Here is a 25,354-nt window from a genome sequence, read left to right as displayed (position 1 = left end):
CGGTACGCCGATAGCCTCCAAAGGACTCGCGTGGACGGGCCGAGGCTGCCTCCGGAGCAGAAGGCCGCAGGTTCGAATCCTGCCGAGGGCACGCAGGCCACCTGCCAGAACCACTGGTAGGTGGCCTTTTTCGTGCCCGAACCTCGGTGTCGTGCAGTTATCGTGGGTACCCGCGTTATGCCGTCTTCATCCGCTGTGTGACGCACGGTGTATCGCACGCCTCGGCCCGGCGAGACATCGAGCCGATAACGGTAGGGTTCTCAACCATGCAGCCGTCGAACCGCGACCGCCGGACAGGCGAATATGCGGGAGGAGGCGCGATCTGCAGACGATCCAGCGCCACACGTACCGCGCGAGATCGCGGCAGTCGACTTCAACGACCGGCACGAGATCGTTTTCGCAGGTGTTGAACCGATTCCCAGTCATGTGGCAGACCTGTTCCCAGAGGGCAGCTGTGCTGCTGGCCGACTGATCTACACGACACAACTGGAACGGTGGAGATGACCAACGAAACCAACCTGATGCCCCAAACCTCGGAGCCGCTCCAGTTTGTCTCCGATCTGATCGGCGACGTCGCGGAGCCGAATCCGGCCGTTCGCACCATCACCGATCCGACCGACGCAGCCCGACAAATCGCCCAGGAGACCCGCTCTCGTATTGCAGCCGTGCTGGACAAATTCACGGGGACACCGGCCGTCCTATTGAGCGGAGGTATCGACTCCATATACGTTGCCGCTGTCGCTGTCGAACTCGGCGTCAAGCCCGTTGCCATAACCATTGTGACCGATGGCCAGTCCGACGAATCCAACGCAAGCAACGCAGCCGCCGCGCTGGGTTTGCAGCACGACATCATCCGATTGAGCACTGACGAAGTTGACGATCTGTCCTGCGATGTCATGCGTCGACTCGGCACATCCGAGCTTTGGGAAGTAACCGCCGGTATACCGCTGCTCGCCGCTCGTCGCAGCTTCGACACCATTCCAAATCTGGGCGCTATCCTCACCGGCAGCGGAGCCGACGCCATCTTCGGTGGCGGACAAAGACTCAGCTACCCAGCAACTTCTCCGGAAGCACGGGAGGAACTGGATCGGCTCATCCGCACCGAGTCGGCTGCGAACTTCCGCTATGACCGACTGGTACCGCACTTCTATCCCGCCCTACTGGACCACTACGACGAACGGCTGATTCATGTCTTTCAGACCGTGCGATGGTGGCGGATTGCCGAACACTTCGCTCCGACAGCACTTTTCGGCGAGCGCGACGGCCGCTCTATCGACAAGTTCGCCCTGCGCATCGCATGTGATAATCAGCTCCCAGCAGGTGCCGAACAGCTCGCCTGGTCCGCGAAAGCGCCGATTCAGCGCTCATCCGGCCTCATGTCCGTACTGGCGAACTCGGCCCGCACCTACGCCGCGAACTTGCCCGGTGCACGCACCTACACCGACCCAATGAACGAGGACGCCGAAGCTGTGGCCACTCGGCTGTATCTATCAATCCGCCAGCAGAGCTAGCCCGAGACGGTCCCCGCCCAAGCCAGCTCCTCGGGCGTCGGCTGGTGCCGAATCGGGATGGCTGGGAGGAACTCCGCCGGCCGCGGCCAGCCAGGCCGAGCACGATCGCCCGCCCGATATTCCGACCCGAGCCCGTGACCAATGCGGTTTTGCCTGCAATTCCGAAATCGTCACTCATATGCGCTGTCCTTTGGTCAGGTTGTTTCCCAATACGACCGTCGCGGCGGACACCCCGGTCGGACCCGTTGAAACCCCTGGTCATGCCCGGCCCTCCCGGCGTGGCATCGCGTCACCTGCGCATCCCCACCCTCCGCATCGGCCAATGATCTCGCTCCACCCGGACGAGTCAGGACCACTCGGTGGGTTTGAGGTGCATGGTGGTAGTGGGCGTCAATGACACGTTCGAGGAGCGCCAATGGGTGCGAAGTATGAGCGGATCGCGGGCGATGTGCGGCACCGGATCGTGGCGGGAGGGCGGGTTCGGCGTGCCGCGGAACGTTATCAGTGGGAGAAGGATCGAGCGTTGCTGTCGGAAGCGATCCGAAGGACTACAGGCGCAACCGAATACGACACCGGGCTGAGCATCGACGATCTGGAATTCTTCGCCCGCTACCAGACGATCGAGGCGGATAGCGGCGTCGCCGCCGTCTTCGAGGTGCCGGTCGGAACCCGCATCTTGCGCCGCGACTATCGAACCCGACTCAAGGGCGACGGTTCCCCGGTCAGTCTCACCACGTCGTATTTGGTCTACGGCGTGGTGGCAGCCAATCCGAGGCTGCTCGATGCCGATGAGGAACCCTGGCCCGGTGGCACCCAGCACCAGCTGCACACCGTGAATATCGAGATCGATCGCATTGTGGAATCCATAACCGCGCGTCCGCCGAGCGCGACCGAGATGGCGGAACTCGATATCCCGTCCGGTGTCGCGGTCTTGGCCGTACGCAAGCAGATGATCGATACGACAGGACGTACCGTCGAGTTCTCCGACATCGTATTGCCGGGTGACCGCACCGAATTGGTATTTGTAACTCAGCTCAGCCGATGGGACAGGCCATGACCGCAACGTGTGGCGGTAGGCGGCTCGGCCCCTTGGGACAGCTGTCCTAATTCGGGGGTGGATCGCTGGTCGGTGTTCCGGTCGCGCAGGTGCACGTTGCCGTAACCTTCCACATAAGCCGGGGTGAGTGGGAGGACACGTCGATGACATATCCGCCGGGCGGGCAGCCGCCATTCGGACAGCCGCAGGAACCGGAGCAACCGGGTTATGGGCAGGCGTATCCCCCGCAGACCGGGCAGGGGTATCCGCCGCCAGGGGGTTATCCGCCGCCCGGCGGCCAGGGTTATCCGCCATCCAGCGCACAGGGGTATCCGCCACCCGGCGGTCAGGGGTATGCGCCACAGGGTGTGCCCGGATATCCGCCACCGGGTGGAAATCCGCCGGGCTACCCGGGTTATCAGCCGCCGAAGCAGCGCAGGACAGGCCTGATCATCGGACTGCTGGTGCTGGTGCTCGCCATCGCGGGTGCGGTGGCAGCGGGCGTGGTTCTCACCGTGCAGGGCAAGACGCCACTCGCCTCGGATGAGAAGAAGATCGAGGTGGCCATCCACGATTTCTACGACACGCTCGGATCGCGTGGTTTCGCCGCCGCGGCGGCCAAAGCGTGCGCGGCCGACCGTGCCGACTTCGACACGCTGACCGATGAGCAGAAGAAGGATTTCGATAGCGCCAAGGTCGAGGTCAGCATCGACAAGATCGACGATATTGTCGTCACCGGTGACCGCGCGACGGCCCGGATCACCGGCAAACTCACGCTGACCATTCCGGGCGAGACCCCCGATACCGACACCGGCACCACCGAACACCTGCGCAAGGAAGACGGGACGTGGAAGGTCTGCTCGGCGGAGGCGGGTAAGAACTGACGTAATCTCGTCGAATGAGCTGCTGCGGACCGTCGCGTCGGACCTTCCTCAGCGCCGTCGGATCGGCCGCGTTGATCGCACTCGCCGCACCGGGTTCGGTTCGGGCCCAACCGAATCCGCTCTTGGCGACCGATCTGGAGATCGTCACGGTCACCGATCGATCAGTGATTCTCACCTGGACGACGGTGGCCCCGGATCCCACCGGACGACTGCTGCCGGTCGATACCGACGCCCAGGTTCGCTTGGGTCCGGCGGACTCACCGCTGGCACCGGGGACGGTCTACGCCGAGGACGAGCGGACCCCGTTCCACTACGCCGAGATCGATGGCCTCGAACCCGGCCGCACCTACCGATTCGAGGCCTGGTCGAACGGCGCCAAGGCCGCGCCCGCTGTCTCGCTGACCACCCTCACCCCTGGAAGTCCCGAATCCACAGGCGAATTCACCACCCTGACCCCGCCGCCGGGCCGCCAACTGCACACCATCGCCCTCGCCAATGATGTGCACTACGGCGAACAGGTCAGCGGGCTCATCGTCGACAGCCTGCCGCCGGGCTTCCAGCAGGAGCCGGGCCTACCGCCGTATCCGGAGGTGATGCTGGCCGCTCTGCTCGATGATCTGCGCCGCCCCGACCGCGGCGCCGACACACTGCTCATCGCGGGCGATCTCACCGCCGAGGCGCGACCGCAGGAATCGCGGGCGGTCCGCGCACATCTGGACACCTGGGGCATACCGGGCCGCGACTACTTGGCCGTGCGCGGCAATCACGACCGCCCGCATATCGGATCGGAATATCAAGGCTGCCTCCCGGCACCCGCGGATCATCACGACTGCTGGGCCGAGCAGTTCAATCCACGCCAGCAACTGATCGAGCACGAGGTACGGGGCCTGCGGCTACTCGGCCTGGACACCAGCGAACTCGACGGTTCCGGCGGCAGCATCGAACGTCCGCAATTCGACCGGCTCGGCGAACTGCTGCGCACCGATCCGGACCGCCCGACGCTGGTATTCGGCCACCACCCGGTGACCACCGAATCCGGTCTGACCAATACCGCCGGACCGGGTTTCGTCCTCAACCGCTCCGACAGCATCGAACTCCAGACGCTCTACGAACGCGCTCCCGGAGTATTTCTCCAGCACAGCGGCCATACCCACCGCAACCGTCGCACTCGTCCGGATACCGGCTGTGCGGTGGAATTCCTCGAGGTGGCAGCGGTCAAGGAATATCCGGGCGGCTACAGCCTGCTGCGCCTGTACGAGGGCGGGTACATGATCAATTTCTACAAAACCCGCACCGCCGCGGCGCGCCGCTGGAGCGCGATGACCCGTGGTGAATACTTCGGGCTGCTGCCGGATTACACGCTCGGCACCTTCGCCGATCGCAATCACGTTGTGCTGCGGGACTTCTCGGGACTGAGCTGACTCGCGCGGCGAACCACGGCCGCCGCAGCCGTACCGATACCATCCGCGCACGTCGGACGCGGTATCTTGCTTAGGTAAGCCTCATCATATGAAGTGGAACCTTGCAGGTGTCGGAAGGACTCGAACATGTCGATCAGATGGAAATCGGTTTCCGCAGCGCTGGCCGTCAGCGTCGCGGCGCTCGGCCTGACGGCCTGCTCGAATTCCTCGGACGACAAGAACGAGATCACCGTCTACAACGCCCAGCACGAATCCCTGACCAAGGAATGGGTGGACGAGTTCACCAAGGAGACCGGCATCAAGGTCACGCTGCGCCAGGGCGGTGACACCGCACTGGGCAATCAGCTGGTCGCCGAGGGCGCCGCCTCCCCCGCCGATGTCTTCCTCACCGAGAACTCCCCCGCCATGGCATTGGTCGAGAACGCCGGACTGTTCGCCGACGTGGACAGCAAAACCCTGGACCAGGTGCCAGCGCAGTTCCGGCCGTCTACCGGGAAGTGGACCGGAATCGCAGCCCGCTCAACGGTTTTTGTCTACAACAAGGATAAGATCGCGGCCGACCGGCTGCCCGCGTCGCTGCTGGATCTGGCGCAACCGCAGTGGAAGGGCCGCTGGGGTGCCGGCGTTTCCGGCGCCGACTTCCAGGCCATCGTCGCGGGTCTGCTCGTACTCAAGGGCGAGGACGCCACCAAGGCCTGGCTCAAGGGCATGAAGGACAACGCCACGGCGTTCCCGAACAATGTCGCGACCATGAAGGCGGTCAATTCCGGCCAGCCCGACGGCGGTGTGATCTACCACTACTACTGGTACCGCGACCAGGCCAACACCAAGGAGAGCAGCAACAACACCGCGCTGCACTACTTCAAGAACCAGGATCCCGGCGCCTTCGTCTCGGTTTCCGGTGGCGGCGTGCTGAAGTCGAGCAAGAAGCAGGAGTCGGCACAGAAGTTCCTGGCGTTCATCACATCCAAGGCGGGGCAGGAGATCCTGCGCGACGGCACCTCGTTGGAATACCCGGTCGCCAGTGATGTCGCGGCCAATCCGGCGCTGCCGCCGCTGGCCTCGCTGCAGGCACCGGCCGTCGACCCGAGCAAGCTCGACGCCAAGAAGGTGACGGCGCTGATGACCGACGCGGGTCTGCTCTAGTCATGGCCCTTCGGACCGCTGTCGCCGCACCCCGGGTCGGGAGACCGGGGCCGCTGGTCACGATCGTCGCCCTACTGCTGGTGGCGGCGACGTTCGTGCCGCTCGGCTACATCGTGTCCACCGTCTTCACCACCGGCCTGCACGAAGCTGCGCAGCTGGTGTTCCGCCCGAGAGTCGGTGACCTGCTGCGCAATACGGCCGCGCTGGTGCTCGTCACCGTGCCCATCTGTGTGGTGCTCGGCGTCGGGCTGGCGTGGGTGGTGGAGCGGACGAATGTGCCGGGCGCGGCGTGGTGGGGGCCGGTCTTCGCGGCGCCGCTGGCCGTGCCCGCGTTCGTGAACAGCTACGGCTGGGTCAGCGTCTTCCCGACCATGCACGGACTGTCGGCGGGCGTGGTGATCTCCACGATGTCGTATTTCCCGCTGGTGTATCTGCCCGCGGCGGCCACCTTGCGCCGCCTCGACCCGGCGGTGGAGGAATCGGCACGCGCGCTCGGTTCCGGCCCGGTTGCGGTGTTCACCCGAATCGTATTGCCGCAGTTGCGATTGGCGATTCTCGGCGGCGGGCTGCTGATCGCGCTGCATCTGCTCGCCGAATACGGCGCATTCGTGATGATCCGCTTCGACACCTTCACCACCGCGATCTTCGAGCAGTATCAATCCAGCTTCGCCGGTCCGGCGGGCAGCATGCTGGCGGGCGTGCTGGTGCTGTGCTGCCTGGTGTTGCTCGCGGCCGAGGCGGGAGCGCGCGGTAAGGCGCGCTACGCCAGGATCGGCAGCGGTGCGCCGCGTGCGGCGACCCGAGTTGCGTTGGGACCGAGCACGATTCCGGTGCTCCTCGCATTGGCCGCGGTTGTCGCCTGCTCGATCGGGGTGCCGCTGTGGACCATCGTGCGCTGGCTGCGCATCGGCGGTGCGCGGGTCTGGGATATCACCGAGATCGGTACGGCGCTCGGGCAGACCATCGCGCTGGCGGCGATGGCCGCGCTGATCACCACGGTGTGCGCATTTCCGGTGGCCTGGATCGCGGTGCGCTCCACCTCGGCATTCGCCCGAACTGTGGAGGGCGCCAACTACATTACGAGTTCGCTGCCCGGCATTGTGATCGCGCTGGCCATGGTGACCGTCACCATTAGGTGGGCGCCGCCGCTCTATCAGACGGTGGCCATGGTCGTCGCGGCATATGTGCTGATGTTCCTGCCGCGGGCGCTGGTCAGCGTGCGCGCCGGACTCGCGCAGGTGCCGGTCGGGCTGGAAGAAGTGTCGCGCTCGCTGGGACAGTCCGGTCCGGTCACCTTCGTTCGCGTCACGCTGCGGCTGACCGCACCCGCCGCGGCCGCCGCGGCCGCGCTGGTCTTCGTGGCCGTCGCGACCGAACTGACCGCGACATTGCTCCTGGCCCCCAGCGGAACTCGCACCCTCGCAATGCGATTCTGGTCGCTGTCGGGCGAATTGGACTACGCCGCGGCCGCACCCTACGCACTCATCATGATCGTCGCCGCGGTTCCGGTGACATATCTGCTGTTCACCCAATCCAGGAAGGCGGCCGGGCTATGAGTCGGCTTGTCGTGGACGACGTTTCGAAGACCTTCGGCCAGCAGCAGGTGCTGGGTGGAATCAGTTTGGACGTGCCCAATGGCAGTTCGACCGCGGTAGTCGGCTCGTCGGGTTGCGGTAAGACCACGCTGCTGCGGGTGATCGCCGGATTCGAGGCCCCGGATGCGGGTTCGGTTGCCATCGGCGCGGAAACCGTGACCCGCGACCGCTTTTCGGTACCGCCGCAGCGGCGCAATGTCGGCTATGTCGCGCAGGACGGTGCGCTGTTCCCGCATTTGACCGTCGGCCAGAACATCGCCTATGGCCTGCACCGCGGATTCTGCGGTCTGCGCCGCGGTAAGAGCCGGGTGAACGAACTGCTGGAGATGGTCTCGCTGGATCCGTCCTACGCCGACCGTCGTCCCCATCAGCTCTCCGGTGGCCAGCAGCAGCGCGTCGCGCTCGCCCGCGCGCTCGCCCGCAAACCCGATGTCATGCTGCTCGACGAGCCGTTCAGCGCACTCGATGCCGGGCTGCGCGCCACCACCAGACAGGCCGTGGCCGAGACGCTGCGTGCGGCGGGGATGACCAGCATTCTGGTCACCCATGACCAGGAGGAGGCGCTGTCCTTCGCCGCGCAGGTCGCGGTCATGCGCGAGGGAGTATTCACCCAGGTCGGCGCTCCGGAAGAGGTCTACGCGGCGCCCACCGACCTGTTCACCGCCAAGTTCCTCGGAGATTGCGTGCTGCTCGACGCGGTGGTCGACGGCGATATCGCCAAATGCGCACTCGGCCGGGTTCCGGTGCAGAAGTCGGCGCCGTCGGGTCGGGCGACCCTCATGATCCGGCCGGAACAGCTTGTGGCGCATGTGGTTTCCGATGGTGAACCGAGCAGTGGGATCGTGTGCGATGTGGAGTTCCGCGGGGCGGATGTGATGCTGACCATCGCACTCGACGGTGACACCGATCCGGTGCTGGTGCGCCGTGCCAGCGTCGCCGCGCCGCCTGTGGGTCAGCGGGTGCACTTGGATGTGCTCGGCACCGCCGTGGCCTTCGAAGCTGCGGCCTGAACCACGGACACCCGGCTCGGCGTTGGCGTATCACCGAGCCGGGCACCCATGGCGGCGCACCCTTTCGTGGAGCGAGCGGCGGGAATTGAACCCGCGTAAACGGCTTTGCAGACCGTTGCCTAAACCACTCAGCCACGCCCGCCTCGCCATGAATATTGCCGTCGCCGCATCGAATTGCCCACGATTGCACTCACCGTGATCTCAACCGGCGAGCAATGATCGAAACCCGTCACGGCGGCCCCATCCGGCGCGTCACATCGCAGCAACTGATTTCGCAAGGACGTGAGTGACCCACCGGGTACGCCCAAATCTCGGCCAGGCACTCGACCGCCGGTCCGCAATGCAACTTTCGCCGCACTCACCGGTCGGCGGAAGCCCCGGGAAGGCGCGGGAACATGCAATGATCGGAGCCATGTCACGGCCACGCCCACTCCCGCAGGATCCGATCGAGGAGGCCCATCGCCAATGGGTCGGCCACGGCTGGGGCGATGTCGCCGACGGCATGGCGGCGGTGACCTCGCTGGTGCGGGCCCAGCAAATCGTGATGGCCCGGGTGGACGAAGCACTGAAACCGACCGGTCTGACCTTCTCCCGATATGAACTTCTCATGCTGCTGTCTTTCAGCAAGACCGGCGCACTGCCGATGGCGAAGGCCAGTGCGCGCCTGCAGGTGCACCCCACCAGCGTGACGAATACCGTCGATCGACTGGAGGCCGCGAAACTCGTCGAGCGCGTGCCGCATCCCAGCGATCGGCGCGCCACTCTTATCGAAATCACCACTGCCGGAAGGGAATTGGTTGCTCAGGCAACCGAGGAACTCAATGCGAAAGTCTTCGCGCTCCCCGGACTTCCACCGGATCGGCTGCACACCCTGCTGCAATTGCTCGCCGAATTCCGCCATGCCGCTGGCGACTTCGACACCGGTGACGCACCGGCACGCTGGTCGACCCACGCGGAGTAGCAAACCGGCCAGACCAGTCGGTCTGTACACCACCCCACCGATCAACCGATAACAGTCTGGCATCCAACTAGCGAATTCCCCGCCCCGTCGTCTTGGCAGCGAACCCGAAAGGGTTCACCATGGATTCCATGGTGCTGGTCTTGGGGGTTTCGGCGGGCGCTGGTGGTGCTCGCGCGATGCTGACACATTCCGATCAGCCGCACCTCCCGCCGATTGATCGCTGTCAGGTGCCGCGTCGGGCGGGTGGTGGGGTCGAGGAACCGGTCTTCGAGGCGATTCGGCAGATGCGCGCGGCCGCCGACCGGCGCGACGAACTGATCAGCGGAACCGCCGTCACCTGTCGCTGCCCGCTACACGCCGACGCCATCCGAACCACCGCGGACCACACCCGGCTCGCCGTCGTCGACGAACCGCTGGCCCAACTGCGGTACCTGCGTTTCACCGGCCGCCTGCCCACCAGCGGTTCGGTCATCCTCTACGACCTCGGCAGCTCCGGCCTGACCATCACCCACGCCGACTGCCGGACCGACACCATCCTGTCCAGCAAACACAGTACGGTGCTCGGCGGCGACGGCTATGACGCACTGCTGCGCTGGCAACTCGCACGCGGCGGGGTGCTCACCGACAAGCCGACCAGCCGCAGGCACCGGGAAGAACTCAGCAGCGCCCGTGTGATCACCGCCATGGACACAAACTCCGGCGAGCGCGCCGTGGTCACCCGCAGCGACCTCGCCGAATTGTGCGCCGCCGGCATCCACCATTCGGCCTCGTTCGTCCGCCAATTGATCGAGGAAACCGGAGTCCAGCCGGAGGCGCTCGTCCTACTCGGCGGCTGCACCCGCAACCCCAGCATCCGCGAGGAACTGACCGAAATGATCGAACTCCCGGTCATTTACGACTCCGAGCCGGAGTACGTCTCGGCCCGCGGTGCCGTCCTGCTCGCCGCCGAACGCCCCATCGGCGACGTGCGCATGGCGCGACTGCGCAGCGGAGCGCAGCCGGGTTCCCTGCTGCCGACCACCGCCGACCGCCGCAAACTCATTGCCGCGGCTGCGGTTACGATCGCATTGGGCGCAACGATCGTCGGCCTCCTCGCCATCGACCACACCGCCGCCCAGCGCCCGGACGGCGGCAACGCCCCGACTCCGGTGGAGATCGCAGGCATCCCGGCGAAGCCGCTCAACTGAGAACCCAGCACGAGCGGGCGCACACGCCGTCTCGCCGCCCTCCAGCAGAGCACCCACGCTCGCGCATATTCGGTGGAGATCGCGCAAGCGTGCACCGTGTGCGAGGTCGCGACCCGGTATGCGGGGACCGCCGCCGCGGATCTGTCGCAACGTTTCGGCAACGTGGCCGTCACTGATCGAATACACCTGTGCCCGGCCGAGATTCACTCGGCCGGGCACAGTGCTTGTTCGAATACCTCAGTGCGGCAAGGTGTCAGCGGTTGGTGAACTTCGCCGGACGCTTCTCGACGAAGGCGGCCATGCCTTCCTTCTGATCCTCGATCGCGAACAGCGAGTGGAAGACTCGGCGTTCGAAGCGCAGGCCCTCGGACAGGGTGGTTTCGAAGGACCGGTTCACCGCTTCCTTCGCGATCATGGTCACCGGGAGCGACATCGATGCGATGGTCTCGGCGACCTCGAGTGCGGTGTCGAGCAGTTCGGCCGCGGGGACGATGCGGGAGACGAGTCCGGCGCGCTCGGCCTCTTCGGCATCCATATTGCGGCCGGTGAGCACCAGATCCATGGCCTTGGCCTTGCCGATCGCGCGGGTCAGGCGCTGCGAGCCACCGATGCCGGGGATGACGCCGAGTTTGATCTCCGGCTGACCGAATTTGGCATTATCGGCGGCGAGCAGGATGTCGCAGATCATGGCCAGCTCGCAGCCACCACCGAGGGCGTATCCGGCGACGGCGGCAATGGTCGGCTTGCGGAACTGCGCCAACCGGTCCCAGCGAGCGAAGTAGTCGTTCATGAACATATCCATGTACGACTTGGGCTGCATCTCCTTGATATCGGCACCGGCCGCGAAGGCCCGCTCCGAACCGGTGATGACAATGGAGCCGATCGCGTCATCGTGCTCGAGTTCGTCGAGCGCGGCAATGACATCGTCGAGGACCTGCGCATTCAGCGCGTTCAGCGCCTTCGGGCGGTTCAGCGTGATCCAGCCGACCCGGCCCTTGCGCTCCAGCAGAATCGTCTCGAAGTCAGGCCCACCCGTCGCCCGACCGCCACCCCCCACGGAATCGCTTCGCGATACATCCATCTTTAGGCACCCTCTTGGTCGGAACGATTTCGGATATCGGTGACGATAGCGGAGAAGTCCCTTCCCGCCTGCGCATGGTTGAAACGGGCGTAGATCTCGGCGGCGAGCAGTCCGAGTTGACCGTCGACACCGTTATCGCGCAGGGCGTTCGCGGCCAGACCCAGGTCCTTGGTCATCAGCGCGGTGGCGAATCCGGGCTGGTAGTCGTTATTCGCCGGGCTGGTCGGTACCGGACCGGGAACCGGACAGTAGCTGGTCAGCGCCCAACTCTGGCCGGATGCGGTGGAGACAACGTCGAAGAAGGACTGGTGGCTCAGCCCCAGCTTCTCACCGAGGACCAGGGCCTCGGACAGGCCGATCATCGAGATGCCGAGCAGCATGTTGTTGCAGATCTTGGCGGCCTGGCCGACGCCGGAGCCGCCGCAGTGCACGACCTTGCCGCCCATCACCTGGAGTACGTCGAGCGCATCGGCGAAGTCGGCCTCGCCGCCGCCGACCATAAAGGTCAGCGTGCCAGCGGCGGCACCCGCGACACCGCCGGAGACCGGGGCGTCCAGTGCGCGATGACCCGCGTCGCTGGCGCGGACGGCCGCGGCCTTGGCGTCGGCGACATCGATGGTGGAGCAGTCGATGAACAGGGTGCCGGCGTCGGCGGCGGGCAGCAGGTCGGCGTAGACGTCGAGAACCAGCTTGCCGTTGGGCAGCATGGTGATCACGACATCGCGGCCAGCGACGGCCGCGACGGCCGAATCCACCACGGTGGCGCCGTCTTTGCGCGCCTGCTCCTGTGCGGCGGGAACCGGGTCGAAGGCGAGCACGTCATAGCCGGCCTTGACCAGATTCGCGGCCATCGGCCCGCCCATATGGCCGAGACCGAGGAAACCGATCTTTTTCGTCACTTGCTTTCCTCCGGTGTTGTCCGGTCGCCGCGCGGGCTCCGCTGCGGCAACCCCAGTTCCCTATTGCCCAATTCGGCGAAGTACGCGTCGACCTGCGCGGCGGTGACATCGGCGAGCGTTGCGGGCGACCACTGCGGGTTGCGGTCCTTATCGATCACCTGCGCGCGAATGCCTTCGACCAGATCGTGCGAGGCCAGCGCGGCGATCGAGACCCGGTACTCCGCGTTCAGGACGGCCTCGAGGCTGGTCGCGGCGCGGGCCGCGCGCAGCGAACGCAGCGTCACCTTGAGCGCAACAGGCGATTTGGCGAGCAGTTCGGTGCCGGCCTTGGCGGCCTCCGGCGACCCGTGCGACCGCAACCGATCGACGATCTCCTCGACGGTAGCGGCGCTGTAGCAGGCGTCGATCCAGGCCCGCTGGGCGAGGAGTCCGGACTCCGGTGCGTCCGTGGCGAATTTGGCGATGGCGATCTCCGCGGTCTCGGTCCGCAGCGTTTCCAGCAGTGCCGGAATATCTTCCGAGGCCATGTAGTAGTCGGCAAAGCCCGCGGCAATAGCGTCACCGGCATTCATTCGCGCGGTGGTCAGTGCGACATGCGTGCCGATCTCGCCGGGGGTGCGGGCGAGCAGGTAGGTGCCGCCGACATCAGGGATGAAGCCGATACCGACCTCGGGCATGCCGACCTTGGAGCGTTCGGTGACGATGCGGTGGCTGCCGTGACCGGAAAGTCCGACGCCGCCGCCCATCACGATGCCGTCCATGACCACGACATACGGCTTCGGATAGCGGCCGATCAACGCGTTGAGCACATACTCATCGCGCCAGAAGACGCCGGTAGCCGAATCCGCCGTGGTGGCGCCACTTTTCGCGTCATTGTGAATGGTGACGATATCGCCGCCCGCGCACAGCCCGCGCTCCCCCGCACCGGTGACGACGACGGTACGCACCTCGTCATCATCCACCCAGGCCCGCAGTGCGGCGGTAATGGCAAGGGTCATTGGATGGTTCAGCGCATTGATCGCCTTTGGCCGGTTCAGTGTGATCAGACCGAGCCCGTCACGTTTATCGATAATGACTTCGGACTCGTTCATGCTGCTCCTACCACCGAGCGGGCGACGACCACCCGCATGATTTCATTGGTGCCCTCCAGAATCTGGTGCACCCGCAGATCGCGGACGATCTTCTCCACGCCGTATTCGGCCAGGTAGCCGTACCCACCGTGCAATTGCAGCGCCTTATTGGCGACCTCGAATCCGGCGTCGGTCGCGAATCGCTTTGCCATCGCGCACAATTCGACCTTGTCGTCGGCGTCTGCATCCAGCGCAGCCGCGGCCCGCCACAGCAGCGTCCGCGCCGCCTCCAGCGAGGTGCGCATATCGGCGAGCTGGAATTGCAGTGCCGGATTGTCCAGCAGTCGGTTGCCGAATGCCTTGCGCTCGGCCAGGTATGCCACCGACTTGTCCAGCGCCGCCTGCCCGCCGCCGAGCGAGCAGGCGGCGATATTGAGCCTGCCGCCGTTGAGTCCGTTCATGGCGATACGGAAGCCATTGCCCTCGATGCCGAGCATATTGGCGGCGGGCACCCTGGCATTGTCCAGAATCACCTGACGGGTGGGCTGCGCATTCCAGCCCATCTTCTTCTCATTGGCACCGAAGGAAATTCCCGGGGTATCGGCCGGCACAATGAACGCCGAAATCCCGCGTGCACCAGCATCGCCGGTGCGCGCCATGATGACGTACACGTCGGTACTGCCCGCGCCGGAGATGAATTGCTTCACCCCGGTGAGCAAATAGTCGTCACCGTCGCGAACGGCCTTGGTACTCAAGGCCGCCGCATCCGATCCGACACCCGGCTCGGTGAGTGCGTAGCTGCCGAGCCATTCCATCGAGGTCAGTCGGGGCAGCCAGTGGTTGCGCTGCTCCGCATTGCCGTAGCTGTCGATCATCCACGAAACCATGTTGTGAATGGAGATATACGCCGCGATGGCCGGGCAGCCGGTGGACAACTGTTCGAAGATGCGCACGGCGTCGAGCCTGCGCAGTCCGGAGCCACCGACATCCTCACCGATATAGATGCCACCCATACCGAGCGAGCCGGCCTTGCGCAGCACATCCACCGGAAAGTGCTTCTGCTCATCCCATTCGAGGGCGTTCGGGGCGAGATATTCGTCGGCGAAGTCGCGCGCCATCGCGGCGATGGCGCGCTCGTCGTCATCGAGTGCGAACACGATCGTCAACCTCTCGTCGGTGCGCTCGGTCAGTCCATGGTCGGAATGACGAAGTGGTTGCTGTCCTTGAGACCGGCGGGCCAGCGCTGGGTGACCGTCTTGGTCTTGGTGTAGAAGCGAATCGAATCCGGGCCGTGCTGGTTCAGATCGCCGAAACCGGAGCGCTTCCAGCCGCCGAAGGTGTGATACGCGATCGGCACCGGAATCGGCACATTGATGCCGACCATGCCGACCTGTACGCGGGCGGCGAAATCCCGCGCGGTATCACCGTCGCGGGTGAAGATCGCGACACCGTTGCCGTACTCGTGCTCGTTGGGCAGGGCGAGTGCTTCGTCGTAATCCTTGGCGCGCACGATCGACAGCACCGGACCGAAGATTTCTTCCTTGTAGATCCGCATGTCCCGGGTGACCTGGTCGAAAAGCGTCGCGCCCGTGAAGTAGCCGCCCTCGCCGCCGTCCACCGCCAGGCCGCGGCCGTCGATCACCAGTTCGGCGCCCTCGTCGATGCCGATCTGGATGTAGTTCTCGACCCGGCCGAGCGCGTCCTTGGTGACCAGCGGGCCGAAGTCGGCACCCGCGTCGTCGGAGCGTCCGACGTTCAGCTTGGCGATCCGCTCGATCAGCTTCTCGCGCAGGCGATCCGCGGTCTCGGCACCGACCGGGACGGCAACCGAGATGGCCATGCAGCGCTCGCCCGCCGAGCCGTAACCTGCGCCGATGAGCTGGTCGGCGACATCGTCGAGGTCGGCGTCGGGCATGACGATCGCGTGGTTCTTGGCGCCGCCGAAGCATTGTGCGCGTTTGCCGTTCGCGGTGGCGGTTTCGTAGATGTACTGCGCGATCGGGGTGGAGCCGACGAAGCCGACGGCCTTGACGGTCGGCGAGTGCAGGATCGCGTCGACCGCTTCCTTATCGCCATTGACCACATTGAACACACCCGCGGGCAGACCGGCCTCGAGGAACAGCTCGGCCAGCCGCAGCGGCACCGAGGGGTCGCGCTCGGATGGTTTGAGCACGAAGGCATTTCCACATGCCAGCGCCGGACCGGCCTTCCACAGCGGGATCATGGCCGGGAAGTTGAACGGGGTGATACCCGCGACGACGCCGAGCGGCTGACGCATGGAGTAGACATCGATCCCGGTGCCCGCGCTCTCGGTGTACTCGCCCTTGAGCAGATGTGGGATACCCGCCGCGAATTCGATGACCTCGATGCCGCGCTGGATATCGCCCTTGGCATCGGCAATGGTCTTGCCGTGCTCGGAGGACAGCAGTGCCGCAAGAGAATCCATCTCGTCCTGCACCAGCGTCAGGAATTTCATCAGCACCCGCGCCCGCTTCTGCGGGTTGAACGCGGCCCAGACCTGCTGCGCCTCGGCGGCATTCGCGATGACGGCATCGACCTCGGCCTTGGACGCCAACGGCACCCGCGCCTGCACCTCGCCGGTATTCGGATCGAAGACATCACCGAAGTTGCCCGAGGCCCCGGCGACATGCTGTCCGCCGATGTAATGAGTCAGTTCGCGAACCATGCCAGTCCTGTTCTCGTAGTCGACGCCGCGCATCGCGCGATCTACGGTCATCCTATAGTTGGATGTCCAAGTAAAATAGACCCGCAGGCAGACTGTGACCGATCCCACAGCAACCGTCGAGCGAACTACTTCCCGCGCACAACCAGCGAGTGTGGGCGGTTCTGCGCAGCTCGTCATGACCGCCGATCCACCGGCTGGCGACCGCATTGATGCCCGAACGCCGGCACGAAATCATCGGCATGAACTGGCCCGCGTGTGATCAGCGGCCCTTGGTCGGCCAACCGAATTCGGTGATCGCCGCGACCGCGACGGCATCGCACATACCGGTCGCGACCGCCGGTGCCTCCACCGCGGTCCAAGCCCCGGAGCCGATTTCGCACCACCATGCGATCCGATCGACGCACTCGATGAGCCACCGTCGGACAACACCGGACTCCGGAGCCTCGCCCGACGCATTTGCACTCATTTCGATGCACCACCCTGCGAATTCGTCCGAACCGAGGAGCCCCAGCAGGGCGCAGCCATGCCGCCACTCTCCATCGGAACTCGAGTCCAGGTGAATGTCGCGAATTGCGGTCACGGTGAACCGAATCACCCGGCGAAAATGCCGCCACCGACGACCTCCCCTTTCGAGCAACCAGGGCGCGTTCACCTAGCGCTGTGACCGCTATCACCGTAGGATTAGTTTGACGTCCTAGTATCGGGCGCCATACCGGATCTCTCCCGGAGGACCCCGTGGCCGATAGCACCGCGCTCTACACGCCCACCCATCCCGTCCGATTTGTGACCTCGGCCGCGCTATTCGACGGGCATGATGCCGCGATCAACATCATGCGGCGGATTCTGCAGGCGCAGGGGGCCGAGGTCATTCACCTAGGGCACAATCGCGCGGTCAGCGATGTCGTCGACGCGGTGCTCACCGAGGATGTCCAGGGCGTCGCGGTGAGTTCGTATCAGGGCGGGCATGTCGAGTACTTCGAATATCTCGCCGATGCGCTGAAAAAGGCAGGGGCCGAACATGTTCGGATCTTCGGCGGTGGCGGCGGGGTGATCGTCCCCGAGGAGATCGCGCGACTCGCCGAATCCGGTGTCACGATCTTCTCTCCCGAGGATGGTCAGCGACTCGGCCTGCCCGGCATGATCAATCAGCTCATTCGCGCCTGCGATATCGATCTCGCCACGGAGCCGCCGGTGCTGGACGCGGTGCTCGCCGGTGAGCGGGCCGCACTTGCCCGTGCGATCACCTGTCTGCAGCAGGACACATTGTCGGAATCCGATCGGCAGGCCCTGGCGACGGCCGCCGCCGCGCGCACCGTGCCGGTCCTCGGTATCACCGGCACGGGCGGCTCAGGAAAGTCCTCGCTCACCGACGAATTGGTGCGCCGTCTGCGGTCGGATCAACAGGACAAATTGCGGGTCGCGATTCTCGCGGTGGATCCGACCCGGCGGCGCGGCGGCGGCGCGCTGCTCGGCGACCGCATCCGGATGAACGCCCTCGATGCCGACCATATTTTCTTCCGCTCGCTGGCCACCCGGGGCGGCCACGAATTGCCGCAGAATATCGATGCCATCGTGACCGCCTGCAAGGCCGCGGGATACGACCTGGTAATCCTGGAAACCCCGGGCATCGGCCAGGGCGACGCCGCGATCACCGACCACGTCGATGTGGCGATGTATGTGATGACACCGGAATTCGGCGCGGCCTCCCAGCTGGAGAAGATCGATATGCTGGATTTCGCGGATGTGGTGGCGATCAATAAGTTCGAGCGCCGCGGCGCCGAGGACGCGCTGCGGGATGTGTCGCGCCAGCTGGTACGCAATCGCGAGGAGTTCACGAAGTCCCCCGAGGATATGCCGGTATTCGGCACCAGCGCGGCCACCTTCAACGATGACGGGGTGACCGCGCTCTACCAACACCTCACCGGATTGCTCGCCGTGCGCGGTCTGCCCATGGAGCCCGGCGTACTTCCCAAGGTGAATACTCGCGCCTCGACCAGATTCGCGCAGATCATTCCGCCCGCCCGGGTGCGCTATCTCGCCGAGATCGCCGAAACGGTGCGCGACTACCACGCCGTGACCGCCGAACAAATCGTCGCGGCACAACGCTTGCAGCGCCTCGACCAGGTGGCGGCCGAACTGCCCGAGGACACCGCGGTGGCCGAGCTGGCCGAAAAGGCCCGCGCCACACTGCATGCCGATAATGCCGCATTGCTCGCGGACTGGCCCGAACTCGCCGAATCCTATCGGGGCGAGGAACAGGTGGTGCGGGTACGCGATCGCGAGATCCATACCCCGCTGCGCCGGGAGACGTTGTCCGGCAATTCCATTCCACGCGTCGCGCTGCCCCGATTCACCGATCACGGTGAGCTGCTGCGGTTCCTGCGTTCGGAGAATTTGCCCGGCCGGTTCCCGTTCACCGCGGGCGTCTTCGCATTCAAGCGCGATAACGAGGATCCGGCGCGGATGTTCGCGGGCGAAGGCGATCCGTTCCGCACCAATCGGCGGTTCAAGGTGCTCAGCGAACATGCCGACGCGACCAGGCTTTCCACGGCCTTCGATTCGGTGACGCTCTACGGTCACGACCCCGCCGAACGCCCGGACATCTACGGCAAGGTGGGCACCTCGGGTGTTTCCATCGCCTCGCTCGACGATATGAAGGCGCTCTATGACGGCTTCGATCTGACTGCGCCGTCCACCTCGGTATCGATGACGATCAACGGCCCGGCCCCGACCATCCTGGCCTACTTCCTCAATACCGCCATCGACCAAGCGCTGGAACGCTTTTCGACCGCCGAGGGCCGCGAGCCCACCGCCGAGGAGACCTCGGACATCACCGCGCGGACCCTGGCGACAGTGCGTGGCACCGTGCAGGCCGACATCCTCAAAGAAGACCAGGGCCAGAACACCTGCATCTTCTCCACCGAATTCAGCCTGCGCATGATGGCCGATATCCAGGAGTGGTTCGTGCGCAACGGCATTCGCAATTTCTACTCGGTCTCGATCTCCGGCTATCACATTGCCGAGGCCGGTGCGAATCCGATCAGCCAGCTGGCCTTCACCCTGGCCAATGGATTCACCTATGTCGAGGCATATCTCGCGCGCGGAATGCAGATCGACGACTTCGCGCCGAACCTGTCATTCTTCTTCTCCAATGGCATGGATCCGGAGTATTCGGTGATCGGCCGGGTCGCCCGGCGGATCTGGGCCATTGCCATGCGAGATCGCTACGGCGCCAACGAACGTTCGCAGAAGTTGAAGTATCACGTCCAGACCTCGGGCCGCTCACTGCACGCGCAGGAGATGAGCTTCAATGACATTCGCACCACCCTGCAGGCGCTCATCGCCATCTACGACAACTGCAATAGCCTGCACACCAATGCCTATGACGAGGCGGTGACCACGCCCACCGAGGAATCGGTGCGCCGCGCGCTGGCCATTCAGCTCATCATCAACTGCGAGTGGGGCGTCGCGATGAACGAGAACCCACTCCAGGGCAGCTTTCTCATCGATGAACTCACCGATCTCGTCGAGGAGGCCGTACTCGCCGAATTCGATCGCATCAGTGAGCGCGGCGGAGTCCTCGGCGCCATGGAGACCGGCTACCAGCGCGGCAAGATCCAAGACGAATCCATGCGGTACGAGCACCGCAAACACGATGGTTCACTGCCGATCATCGGCGTCAACACCTTCCGCAACCCGCACGGGGAACCGCATCGTGTCATCGAATTGGCGCGCGGCACGGAAGCGGAGAAGCAGTCACAGCTGAAGCGCGTGCGCGAATTCCAGAACAACCATCGCGACGCCGGACACGCCGCCCTGGCCCGCCTGGACGCGGTGGCCCGCACCGACGACAACATCTTCGAGGTCCTGATGGACGCCGCCCGGGTCTGCACCCTGCAGCAGATCACCGACACCTTCTTCACCGTCGGCGGCCAATACCGCCGCAACGTGTGAAATAGATTGGGGGCGTGGGTCAGCTCCCCGCCCCCAGTGCAGCTCCCCCGCGACGCGTTGAAGAACGAGATCTGCCGTCGGCCGCGCCAAACGGCGAATCTGGGTCGCGTCCCATTCCGAAGTCGGTGACGTCGGGTCTAACCACGCGAGCGCGTCCATTCCCTCTCGCCTTCGTCGTGATGTCGTTGGCAAGCTCCCCACCCGCCGAGAAATTCACATCGCCCCCAGCGATGGGGCTGAAATAGGCGCTAGGCGTGGGTTTTTCAGCCCGTAACCGCCCACAGTCGTCTACACCGAGGACAACGCACGGTTACCGTTGGACTCATGTACCCCGATGGGGAGAACGTCACAGGTGAGCGGTTGCGCGCTGCGCGTGAAGCGGCGGGACTCAGTCTATCCGCCCTCGCCGCGCGCACGCACTACTCCAAGGCTCTGCTCGGATTATTGGAGATCGGGCAGCGCCGCGTCCTACCCGTGCACGTTCGCGCCTACGCCGATGCGCTGGGGATAGGCTCAGCGCTGTTCATCGAACCGGCCGATGGTGAACGGGGGGCGGCGGAGTGGATTCATCGAGTCGCCGCGTCGGACCTGTGTGCGGACACCCTGGACCGCCTGGAACTGGCGGTGGACGACTTGGCAGCGGGCTACCCGACGACCCCGCCGGGAGAATTGCTTGTGCGCATCCGTCAGCACCTCGGCTACGCCGGACGACTCATGGGCAGCCGCAAGACCCTGGCCCAGCACCGCCGCTTGCTCGTCACGGTCGGCTGGCTGTCGCTGCTGGCCAGCACATGCCATATCGACCTGGGCGAAATCTCCGCCGCAGCGGCACGGGGACACCTGGCATGGAAGCTCGCGGACGAAGCGGGGCACCGTGAGATCGCGGCATGGTGCCTGGAAACACGAGCATGGCAGCAACTGACGGATGGGGAATTCGCGGCGGCGGCCGAACTGTCACGCGCCGCGCAATCCCTTGCCCCGGAGGACAGTTCGGCGTTCATCCAAGCCACCGCCCAAGAGGGCCGCGCATTGGCGCGGCTCGGGGACAGCAAGGCCACGTACGGGGCATTGCGCCGCGTCGCCAGGCTGGTATCCGGGCTGAGCACGCCCGACCGGCCCGAACATCATTTCCGCTACGACCCCGCGAAGTCGGATGCCTACGTGGCCACTACGCTGGCCTGGCTCGGTGATCCAGCGGCGGAGTCCTACGCCCGGCACGTTCTCGCCGATCTGGCAGGCGCAGCGTCCGTCCGGCCGCGTCGAATCGCTTCGGCGAACCTGGATCTGGGGCTGGCGCTGGTCGCGGCCGACAAGACGGACGAAGCGGCACACGTCGCGCTGGCGGCGGTGGAATCCAGGCGCCTGGTGCCGTCGAACTACTGGCGCGTGTCCGAGGTTGTCACAGCGATCGAAGGCCGAGGCGGGCCTGATGCGGCCGTGGTGCGCGAAGCGTTCCGCGACACCTACCGGGCATAGCGGCGAAAGGCTAGTGCGCCCCACACCGCGGGCACACCACCAACGTTTCTACGCGTCCGACTCGATCTCACAAAGGGGCAGCCGGGCCTTGTGAGATCGTCGCCGAACAGCTGCTCGCACGGCTCACCGCGCCGCTGGGAGGCTCGGTGCCGGCTCGGCACCCGTCAGGTCGGCGCGGCCGAACAACGCGATATCGCCGACGCGGCGGTGCGGACATTCCTGTCCGCGTACGGGTCCCGCTGATTGCGAACGCGAGCGAATACGCGCGTGTGACAATCGCGACGTCAGGGCTTCGACACGATTGGGGACGGCGGACATGGCGCTATCGGACATCCGGATGGTCGACGCGCACATTCATCAATGGGACCCATTCGCCACGCCCCGTGAATTCAGCGCGGTCGCGAAGGTGTTCCGGGCGGTGCCGCTGCCGATCGACGTGGCCAAATGGCTGGCACCGCGTAAGGATCGCGAATTCGTCGGGGATCCTTCGGCCTACGCGGATGAATACCTGCCAGCGAACTATCGCGCGGATGCCGCTGGCCTGCCGGTCGAGGCGATCGTGCACATCGAGGTCGCGTGGACGGGCCCGGATAAGTCCGAGGAGACGGCGTGGGTGGCCGGGCTGCCATTCGGTGGCGACAACCCCGACCTCGGGGCGATCATCGGCAATGCCGATCCCGCGGCACCCGATTTCGCCGAACTCCTCGATGCGCACGCCGCCGCATCACCGCTGCTGCGCGGAATTCGCGCGCATGTGGCGCATCACCCCGATTCGGGCGTACGGCCGTATACGAAGATCGAGAGTGCCCTCACCACGAAGGAATTCCTGAATGGTTTCGCACTGCTGGCCGAGCGCGGGCTCACCTTCGAAGCCTGGCTGTATTCGCACGCACTACCGGATGTGACCGCATTGGCCCAGCGCTATCCCGAGGTGCCGATCGTGCTCGACCATCTCGCCACCCCCGCGGGCATTTTCGGTCCGATCGGCAAACACACCGGAACCAATCCGAGCCAGCGCCGGGAACTGTTCGTCCGCTGGCGCGACGACCTCACGGCACTCGCCGAAAACGCCAATGTGGTGGCCAAAGTCAGCGGCCTCATGATGCCCGTGCTCGGCCACCCGGTGCCACGACGCGACACCTCGACCCCGGTTCCCGTGCTATTGGACCGAATTCGCCCGCTGTTCGACCACGCCTATGACGTCTTCGGACCCGATCGGCTGCTCTGGGGATCCAATTTCCCGGTGGACAAACCGATTACGACCATCTCCGACAGTGTCGAGATCATCAGCACCGCGATCACCGAGCACGGCGGCGGCCGCAATGAACTCGAACAGATCTTCCGAACCAACGCCCAGCGGATCTATCGAATCGAATCCTGATACGCCGAGGTGAACCGACTCACCGGTGCGGGAGTTCGAGCGTTCCCGGCCGCATACGGGATTCTCACCTCAGCTCGGTGACCTCCGGCGCCGAGTGGCGGACAGGTCTGCCGGCAGGACAGCTGTGCATCGGCCAACTGCTACTTCGACAAGAACGGCGATGTGCCGCTGCGTCCGACCACAACAGTCGAAGCCGCTTGGTGCAGTGCGCACTTCGACCTGACCAACTACCGCTTCACCAGGGCGGCATAGCGCGAGCCGGACTTGTCGGTGGCGATCGATACCATGTGCCGCATGAAAGCAACCGGCACCTTCTCCGTCGTCTCCTTCGTCCCCACTGACGTCGTGCCGGATCCGGCCGTCACCACCGCGCTGCCGGTCGGCATCGCCACCATCTCGAAGGAGTACGCCGGTGAGGTCACCGGACGCTCCACGACCCTGTTCACCTCCGCTTTCGACCACGCGACGGGCATGGGGACCTATATCGCGATGGAGTCGTTCGAGGGCGCGCTGCACGATCGCGCGGGCAGTTTCAACTTCGCGCATTCGGCGAGCACGCGCGGCTCCGACCGCACCGACGAATTCTTCATCATCGTCGCCAACAGCGGCACCGGCGAACTCACTGGCATCTCCGGCACCGGCGGTCTCACCGTCGATAGCGATGGTGTGCACCACATCTGGTTCGATTACGAACTCGACTGATCGCCTCGGACGACGAAGGCCTCGGCGATCTGACGGGTCAATGTGTCCCGGGCCGTGGCCAGGGACGGGCCGTACCAGGTGAGGCTGCGGCCCTCGACCAGGGCGACCGGAAGGCCCGGAAAGGCTTCGGGGCCATCGGATCTGGTGAATACGTAGGGCTCGTCCGGTAGGAGGACGAGTTCGACGTCGCGGGTCAACTCGTCCTCGGCGATGTGCGGGTAGCGCCCGGGGCGGTCGGCGTGCACGAGTCGGAGTCCGAGGCGCGCGGCCAGGTCACCGGTGAAGGTATCGTGACCGACCACCATCCAGGGATTGCGCCAGATCGGGATCACCGCGTTGCGCGGCGGCTCGGCAGGTGGTGCAGCCCAGGATGATTCGGCTTCGACGAGCCAGTCCGGCACCTGGCCCCCCAATGTTTCGGTGAACAGTCGGCGCAGCGAGGCGAACCCTTCCACCAAGGTCTCGATCTTGGTGACCCACACCGGTATATCCGCACCGCGCAGCCGTTCGACATCGATGCGCCGGTTCTCTTCCTGATTGCACAGCACCAGATCCGGACGGAGCTCGATGATTCGGCGCACATTCGGGTTCTTGGTGCCGCGCACCCGCTCGACGTCCAGCTCGGCCGGATGCGTGCACCAATCCGTCGCCGCGACAAGGATTTCCGGACGGCTCACCGCGACGGCTTCGGTCAAGGAAGGCACCAGCGACACCACTCGCCGAACCGGACGGCCGATCGCGACGGCTGCGCCGAGATCGTCGACGGTCATGACAGGACCCGACGGCAGAGGACGCGCAGCCGTTCGGGTGGCACGGTCGGCAGCACATTGCCCGCGCCGAGTACCAGCAGGTAGAGGATCTGCGCCGTCTCCTCGGCCGCATCCTCGGCGTACCCGCAGTCCATGAGCAGGGTGCGCAGGACATCGAGCCTGGTGCTGTCCACGCGTTCCTTCGCCGCGGCGGCGATCGGATCGTCCAGCGCCCAGGCGCGCACGGCCACCTCGATACTGGCGGGCTCGTCATCCTCGAGTACCAGATCGATGAGCAGTTCGAGCCGACCGCGCGGATCGAGGTCGGCCGCCTCGATCTCGCGCAGATACCGGGTGGTGTGCTGTTCCTCGAAGTAGCCGAGCAGCGCGGATTTGTAGCCGGGCATACCCGAAAAGTGGTGGTAGAACGATCCGGTGCTGAGCCCGGTCGCCGCGACCAGCTTGTCGATCGTGAGCCCGGTCGGCCCGGCTGTGCCGAGGATCACCAGCCCTGATTCCAGCCATGAAGTCTTGCCTGCCACGCTCGCCAGCCTATAACATAATTTTTGTTCTGTTCTGGAACGCACCAGAATTTCCGCGTTTAT

General features: G+C 65.3%; 21 protein-coding genes, 2 tRNA genes and 1 pseudogene. 15 read left to right on the top strand and 9 right to left on the bottom strand.

Going from position 1 to position 25,354, the window contains the following annotated elements; translation table 11 throughout:
• The first annotated feature begins 22 nt into the window (after positions 1-22).
• The 8 genes from ACWEO2_RS20770 (at position 23) to ACWEO2_RS20735 (ending at position 8,603) form a co-directional block, all read left to right on the top strand.
• A tRNA-Ser gene (locus tag ACWEO2_RS20770) sits at positions 23-91 on the top strand.
• Between the two features lie 409 nt (positions 92-500).
• Positions 501-1,511 carry an asparagine synthase C-terminal domain-containing protein gene (locus ACWEO2_RS20765; RefSeq protein ID WP_452406796.1) on the top strand — a complete coding sequence of 337 codons (1,011 nt, stop codon included), beginning with the start codon at positions 501-503 and terminating at the stop codon, positions 1,509-1,511.
• A 415-nt stretch (positions 1,512-1,926) separates the two neighbouring features.
• Entirely contained in the window at positions 1,927-2,568 is a 642-nt protein-coding gene (locus ACWEO2_RS20760; RefSeq protein ID WP_452406795.1) for a UTRA domain-containing protein, read from the top strand.
• A 143-nt stretch (positions 2,569-2,711) separates the two neighbouring features.
• Positions 2,712-3,431: an Rv0361 family membrane protein gene (locus ACWEO2_RS20755; protein WP_452406794.1), complete on the top strand. Its 720-nt coding sequence runs from the start codon at positions 2,712-2,714 to the stop codon at positions 3,429-3,431.
• A gap of 14 nt (positions 3,432-3,445) precedes the next feature.
• On the top strand, positions 3,446-4,852 hold the full coding sequence (locus ACWEO2_RS20750) for a metallophosphoesterase (protein WP_452406793.1): 1,407 nt from the start codon (positions 3,446-3,448) through the stop codon (positions 4,850-4,852).
• A 126-nt stretch (positions 4,853-4,978) separates the two neighbouring features.
• Positions 4,979-5,998 carry an iron ABC transporter substrate-binding protein gene (locus ACWEO2_RS20745; protein ID WP_452406792.1) on the top strand — a complete coding sequence of 340 codons (1,020 nt, stop codon included), beginning with the start codon at positions 4,979-4,981 and terminating at the stop codon, positions 5,996-5,998.
• Positions 5,999-6,000: 2 nt separating this feature from the next.
• Positions 6,001-7,554: an ABC transporter permease gene (locus tag ACWEO2_RS20740; RefSeq protein ID WP_452406791.1), complete on the top strand. Its 1,554-nt coding sequence runs from the start codon at positions 6,001-6,003 to the stop codon at positions 7,552-7,554.
• Positions 7,551-8,603, top strand: a complete 1,053-nt coding sequence (locus ACWEO2_RS20735; protein WP_452406790.1) for an ABC transporter ATP-binding protein — start codon at positions 7,551-7,553, stop codon at positions 8,601-8,603. The genes ACWEO2_RS20740 and ACWEO2_RS20735 overlap by 4 nt, the downstream gene beginning before the upstream one ends.
• 67 nt (positions 8,604-8,670) lie before the next feature.
• Here the strand turns inward: ACWEO2_RS20735 and ACWEO2_RS20730 are convergent.
• Positions 8,671-8,745, bottom strand: a tRNA-Cys gene (locus ACWEO2_RS20730).
• A 270-nt stretch (positions 8,746-9,015) separates the two neighbouring features.
• On the opposite strand from ACWEO2_RS20730, the gene ACWEO2_RS20725 reads away from it, so the two are divergent.
• Entirely contained in the window at positions 9,016-9,564 is a 549-nt protein-coding gene (locus ACWEO2_RS20725) for a MarR family winged helix-turn-helix transcriptional regulator (RefSeq protein ID WP_355186561.1), read from the top strand.
• A gap of 119 nt (positions 9,565-9,683) precedes the next feature.
• Positions 9,684-10,751, top strand: coding sequence for an Hsp70 family protein (locus ACWEO2_RS20720; protein ID WP_452406789.1), 1,068 nt, complete (start codon positions 9,684-9,686; stop codon positions 10,749-10,751).
• Positions 10,752-11,004: 253 nt separating this feature from the next.
• On the opposite strand, the gene ACWEO2_RS20715 is transcribed toward ACWEO2_RS20720, so the two are convergent.
• The 6 genes from ACWEO2_RS20715 to ACWEO2_RS20690 form a co-directional block, all read right to left on the bottom strand.
• Positions 11,005-11,832: an enoyl-CoA hydratase gene (locus ACWEO2_RS20715; RefSeq protein ID WP_452406788.1), complete on the bottom strand. Its 828-nt coding sequence runs from the start codon at positions 11,830-11,832 to the stop codon at positions 11,005-11,007.
• 2 nt (positions 11,833-11,834) lie between these two features.
• Positions 11,835-12,731, bottom strand: a complete 897-nt coding sequence (gene mmsB / locus ACWEO2_RS20710) for a 3-hydroxyisobutyrate dehydrogenase (RefSeq protein ID WP_452406787.1) — start codon at positions 12,729-12,731, stop codon at positions 11,835-11,837.
• Entirely contained in the window at positions 12,728-13,822 is a 1,095-nt protein-coding gene (locus ACWEO2_RS20705) for an enoyl-CoA hydratase/isomerase family protein (protein WP_452406786.1), read from the bottom strand. The genes mmsB and ACWEO2_RS20705 overlap by 4 nt, the downstream gene beginning before the upstream one ends.
• Positions 13,819-14,958 carry an acyl-CoA dehydrogenase family protein gene (locus ACWEO2_RS20700; RefSeq protein ID WP_452406785.1) on the bottom strand — a complete coding sequence of 380 codons (1,140 nt, stop codon included), beginning with the start codon at positions 14,956-14,958 and terminating at the stop codon, positions 13,819-13,821. The genes ACWEO2_RS20705 and ACWEO2_RS20700 overlap by 4 nt, the downstream gene beginning before the upstream one ends.
• A 29-nt stretch (positions 14,959-14,987) precedes the next feature.
• A complete protein-coding gene (locus tag ACWEO2_RS20695; RefSeq protein WP_452406807.1) occupies positions 14,988-16,487 on the bottom strand; it encodes a CoA-acylating methylmalonate-semialdehyde dehydrogenase in 1,500 nt (499 codons plus the stop codon).
• 259 nt (positions 16,488-16,746) lie between these two features.
• The gene (locus ACWEO2_RS20690; RefSeq protein WP_452406784.1) at positions 16,747-16,953 is read right to left on the bottom strand and encodes a hypothetical protein; all 207 of its coding nucleotides are present in this window, start codon (positions 16,951-16,953) and stop codon (positions 16,747-16,749) included.
• 269 nt (positions 16,954-17,222) lie between these two features.
• On the opposite strand from ACWEO2_RS20690, the gene icmF reads away from it, so the two are divergent.
• The 5 genes and pseudogenes from icmF to ACWEO2_RS20665 all read left to right on the top strand — a co-directional run bounded on the left by icmF (position 17,223) and on the right by ACWEO2_RS20665 (position 24,000).
• The gene (gene icmF / locus ACWEO2_RS20685) at positions 17,223-20,441 is read left to right on the top strand and encodes a fused isobutyryl-CoA mutase/GTPase IcmF (protein WP_452406783.1); all 3,219 of its coding nucleotides are present in this window, start codon (positions 17,223-17,225) and stop codon (positions 20,439-20,441) included.
• A gap of 324 nt (positions 20,442-20,765) precedes the next feature.
• On the top strand, positions 20,766-21,917 hold the full coding sequence (locus ACWEO2_RS20680; RefSeq protein WP_452406782.1) for a helix-turn-helix domain-containing protein: 1,152 nt from the start codon (positions 20,766-20,768) through the stop codon (positions 21,915-21,917).
• A 316-nt stretch (positions 21,918-22,233) separates the two neighbouring features.
• Entirely contained in the window at positions 22,234-23,298 is a 1,065-nt protein-coding gene (locus tag ACWEO2_RS20675; RefSeq protein WP_452406781.1) for an amidohydrolase family protein, read from the top strand.
• A 102-nt stretch (positions 23,299-23,400) separates the two neighbouring features.
• Positions 23,401-23,550 (top strand): annotated as a pseudogene (locus ACWEO2_RS20670) (hypothetical protein); the annotation flags it as partial.
• 42 nt (positions 23,551-23,592) lie between these two features.
• Positions 23,593-24,000, top strand: a complete 408-nt coding sequence (locus tag ACWEO2_RS20665; protein WP_452406780.1) for a DUF3224 domain-containing protein — start codon at positions 23,593-23,595, stop codon at positions 23,998-24,000.
• Here the strand turns inward: ACWEO2_RS20665 and ACWEO2_RS20660 are convergent.
• Both ACWEO2_RS20660 and ACWEO2_RS20655 read right to left on the bottom strand, forming a co-directional pair.
• Positions 23,985-24,770, bottom strand: coding sequence for a helical backbone metal receptor (locus ACWEO2_RS20660; protein WP_452406779.1), 786 nt, complete (start codon positions 24,768-24,770; stop codon positions 23,985-23,987). The genes ACWEO2_RS20665 and ACWEO2_RS20660 overlap by 16 nt on opposite strands.
• A complete protein-coding gene (locus ACWEO2_RS20655; protein WP_354953522.1) occupies positions 24,767-25,291 on the bottom strand; it encodes a TetR/AcrR family transcriptional regulator in 525 nt (174 codons plus the stop codon). Before ACWEO2_RS20655 ends, ACWEO2_RS20660 begins: the two co-directional genes overlap by 4 nt.
• Between the last annotated feature and the right edge of the window lie 63 nt (positions 25,292-25,354).

The organism is Nocardia sp. NPDC004278, assembly GCF_053602975.1.
Note: the sequence above shows the minus strand (reverse complement) of the source record. Positions and strands in the feature narration are given on the sequence as shown.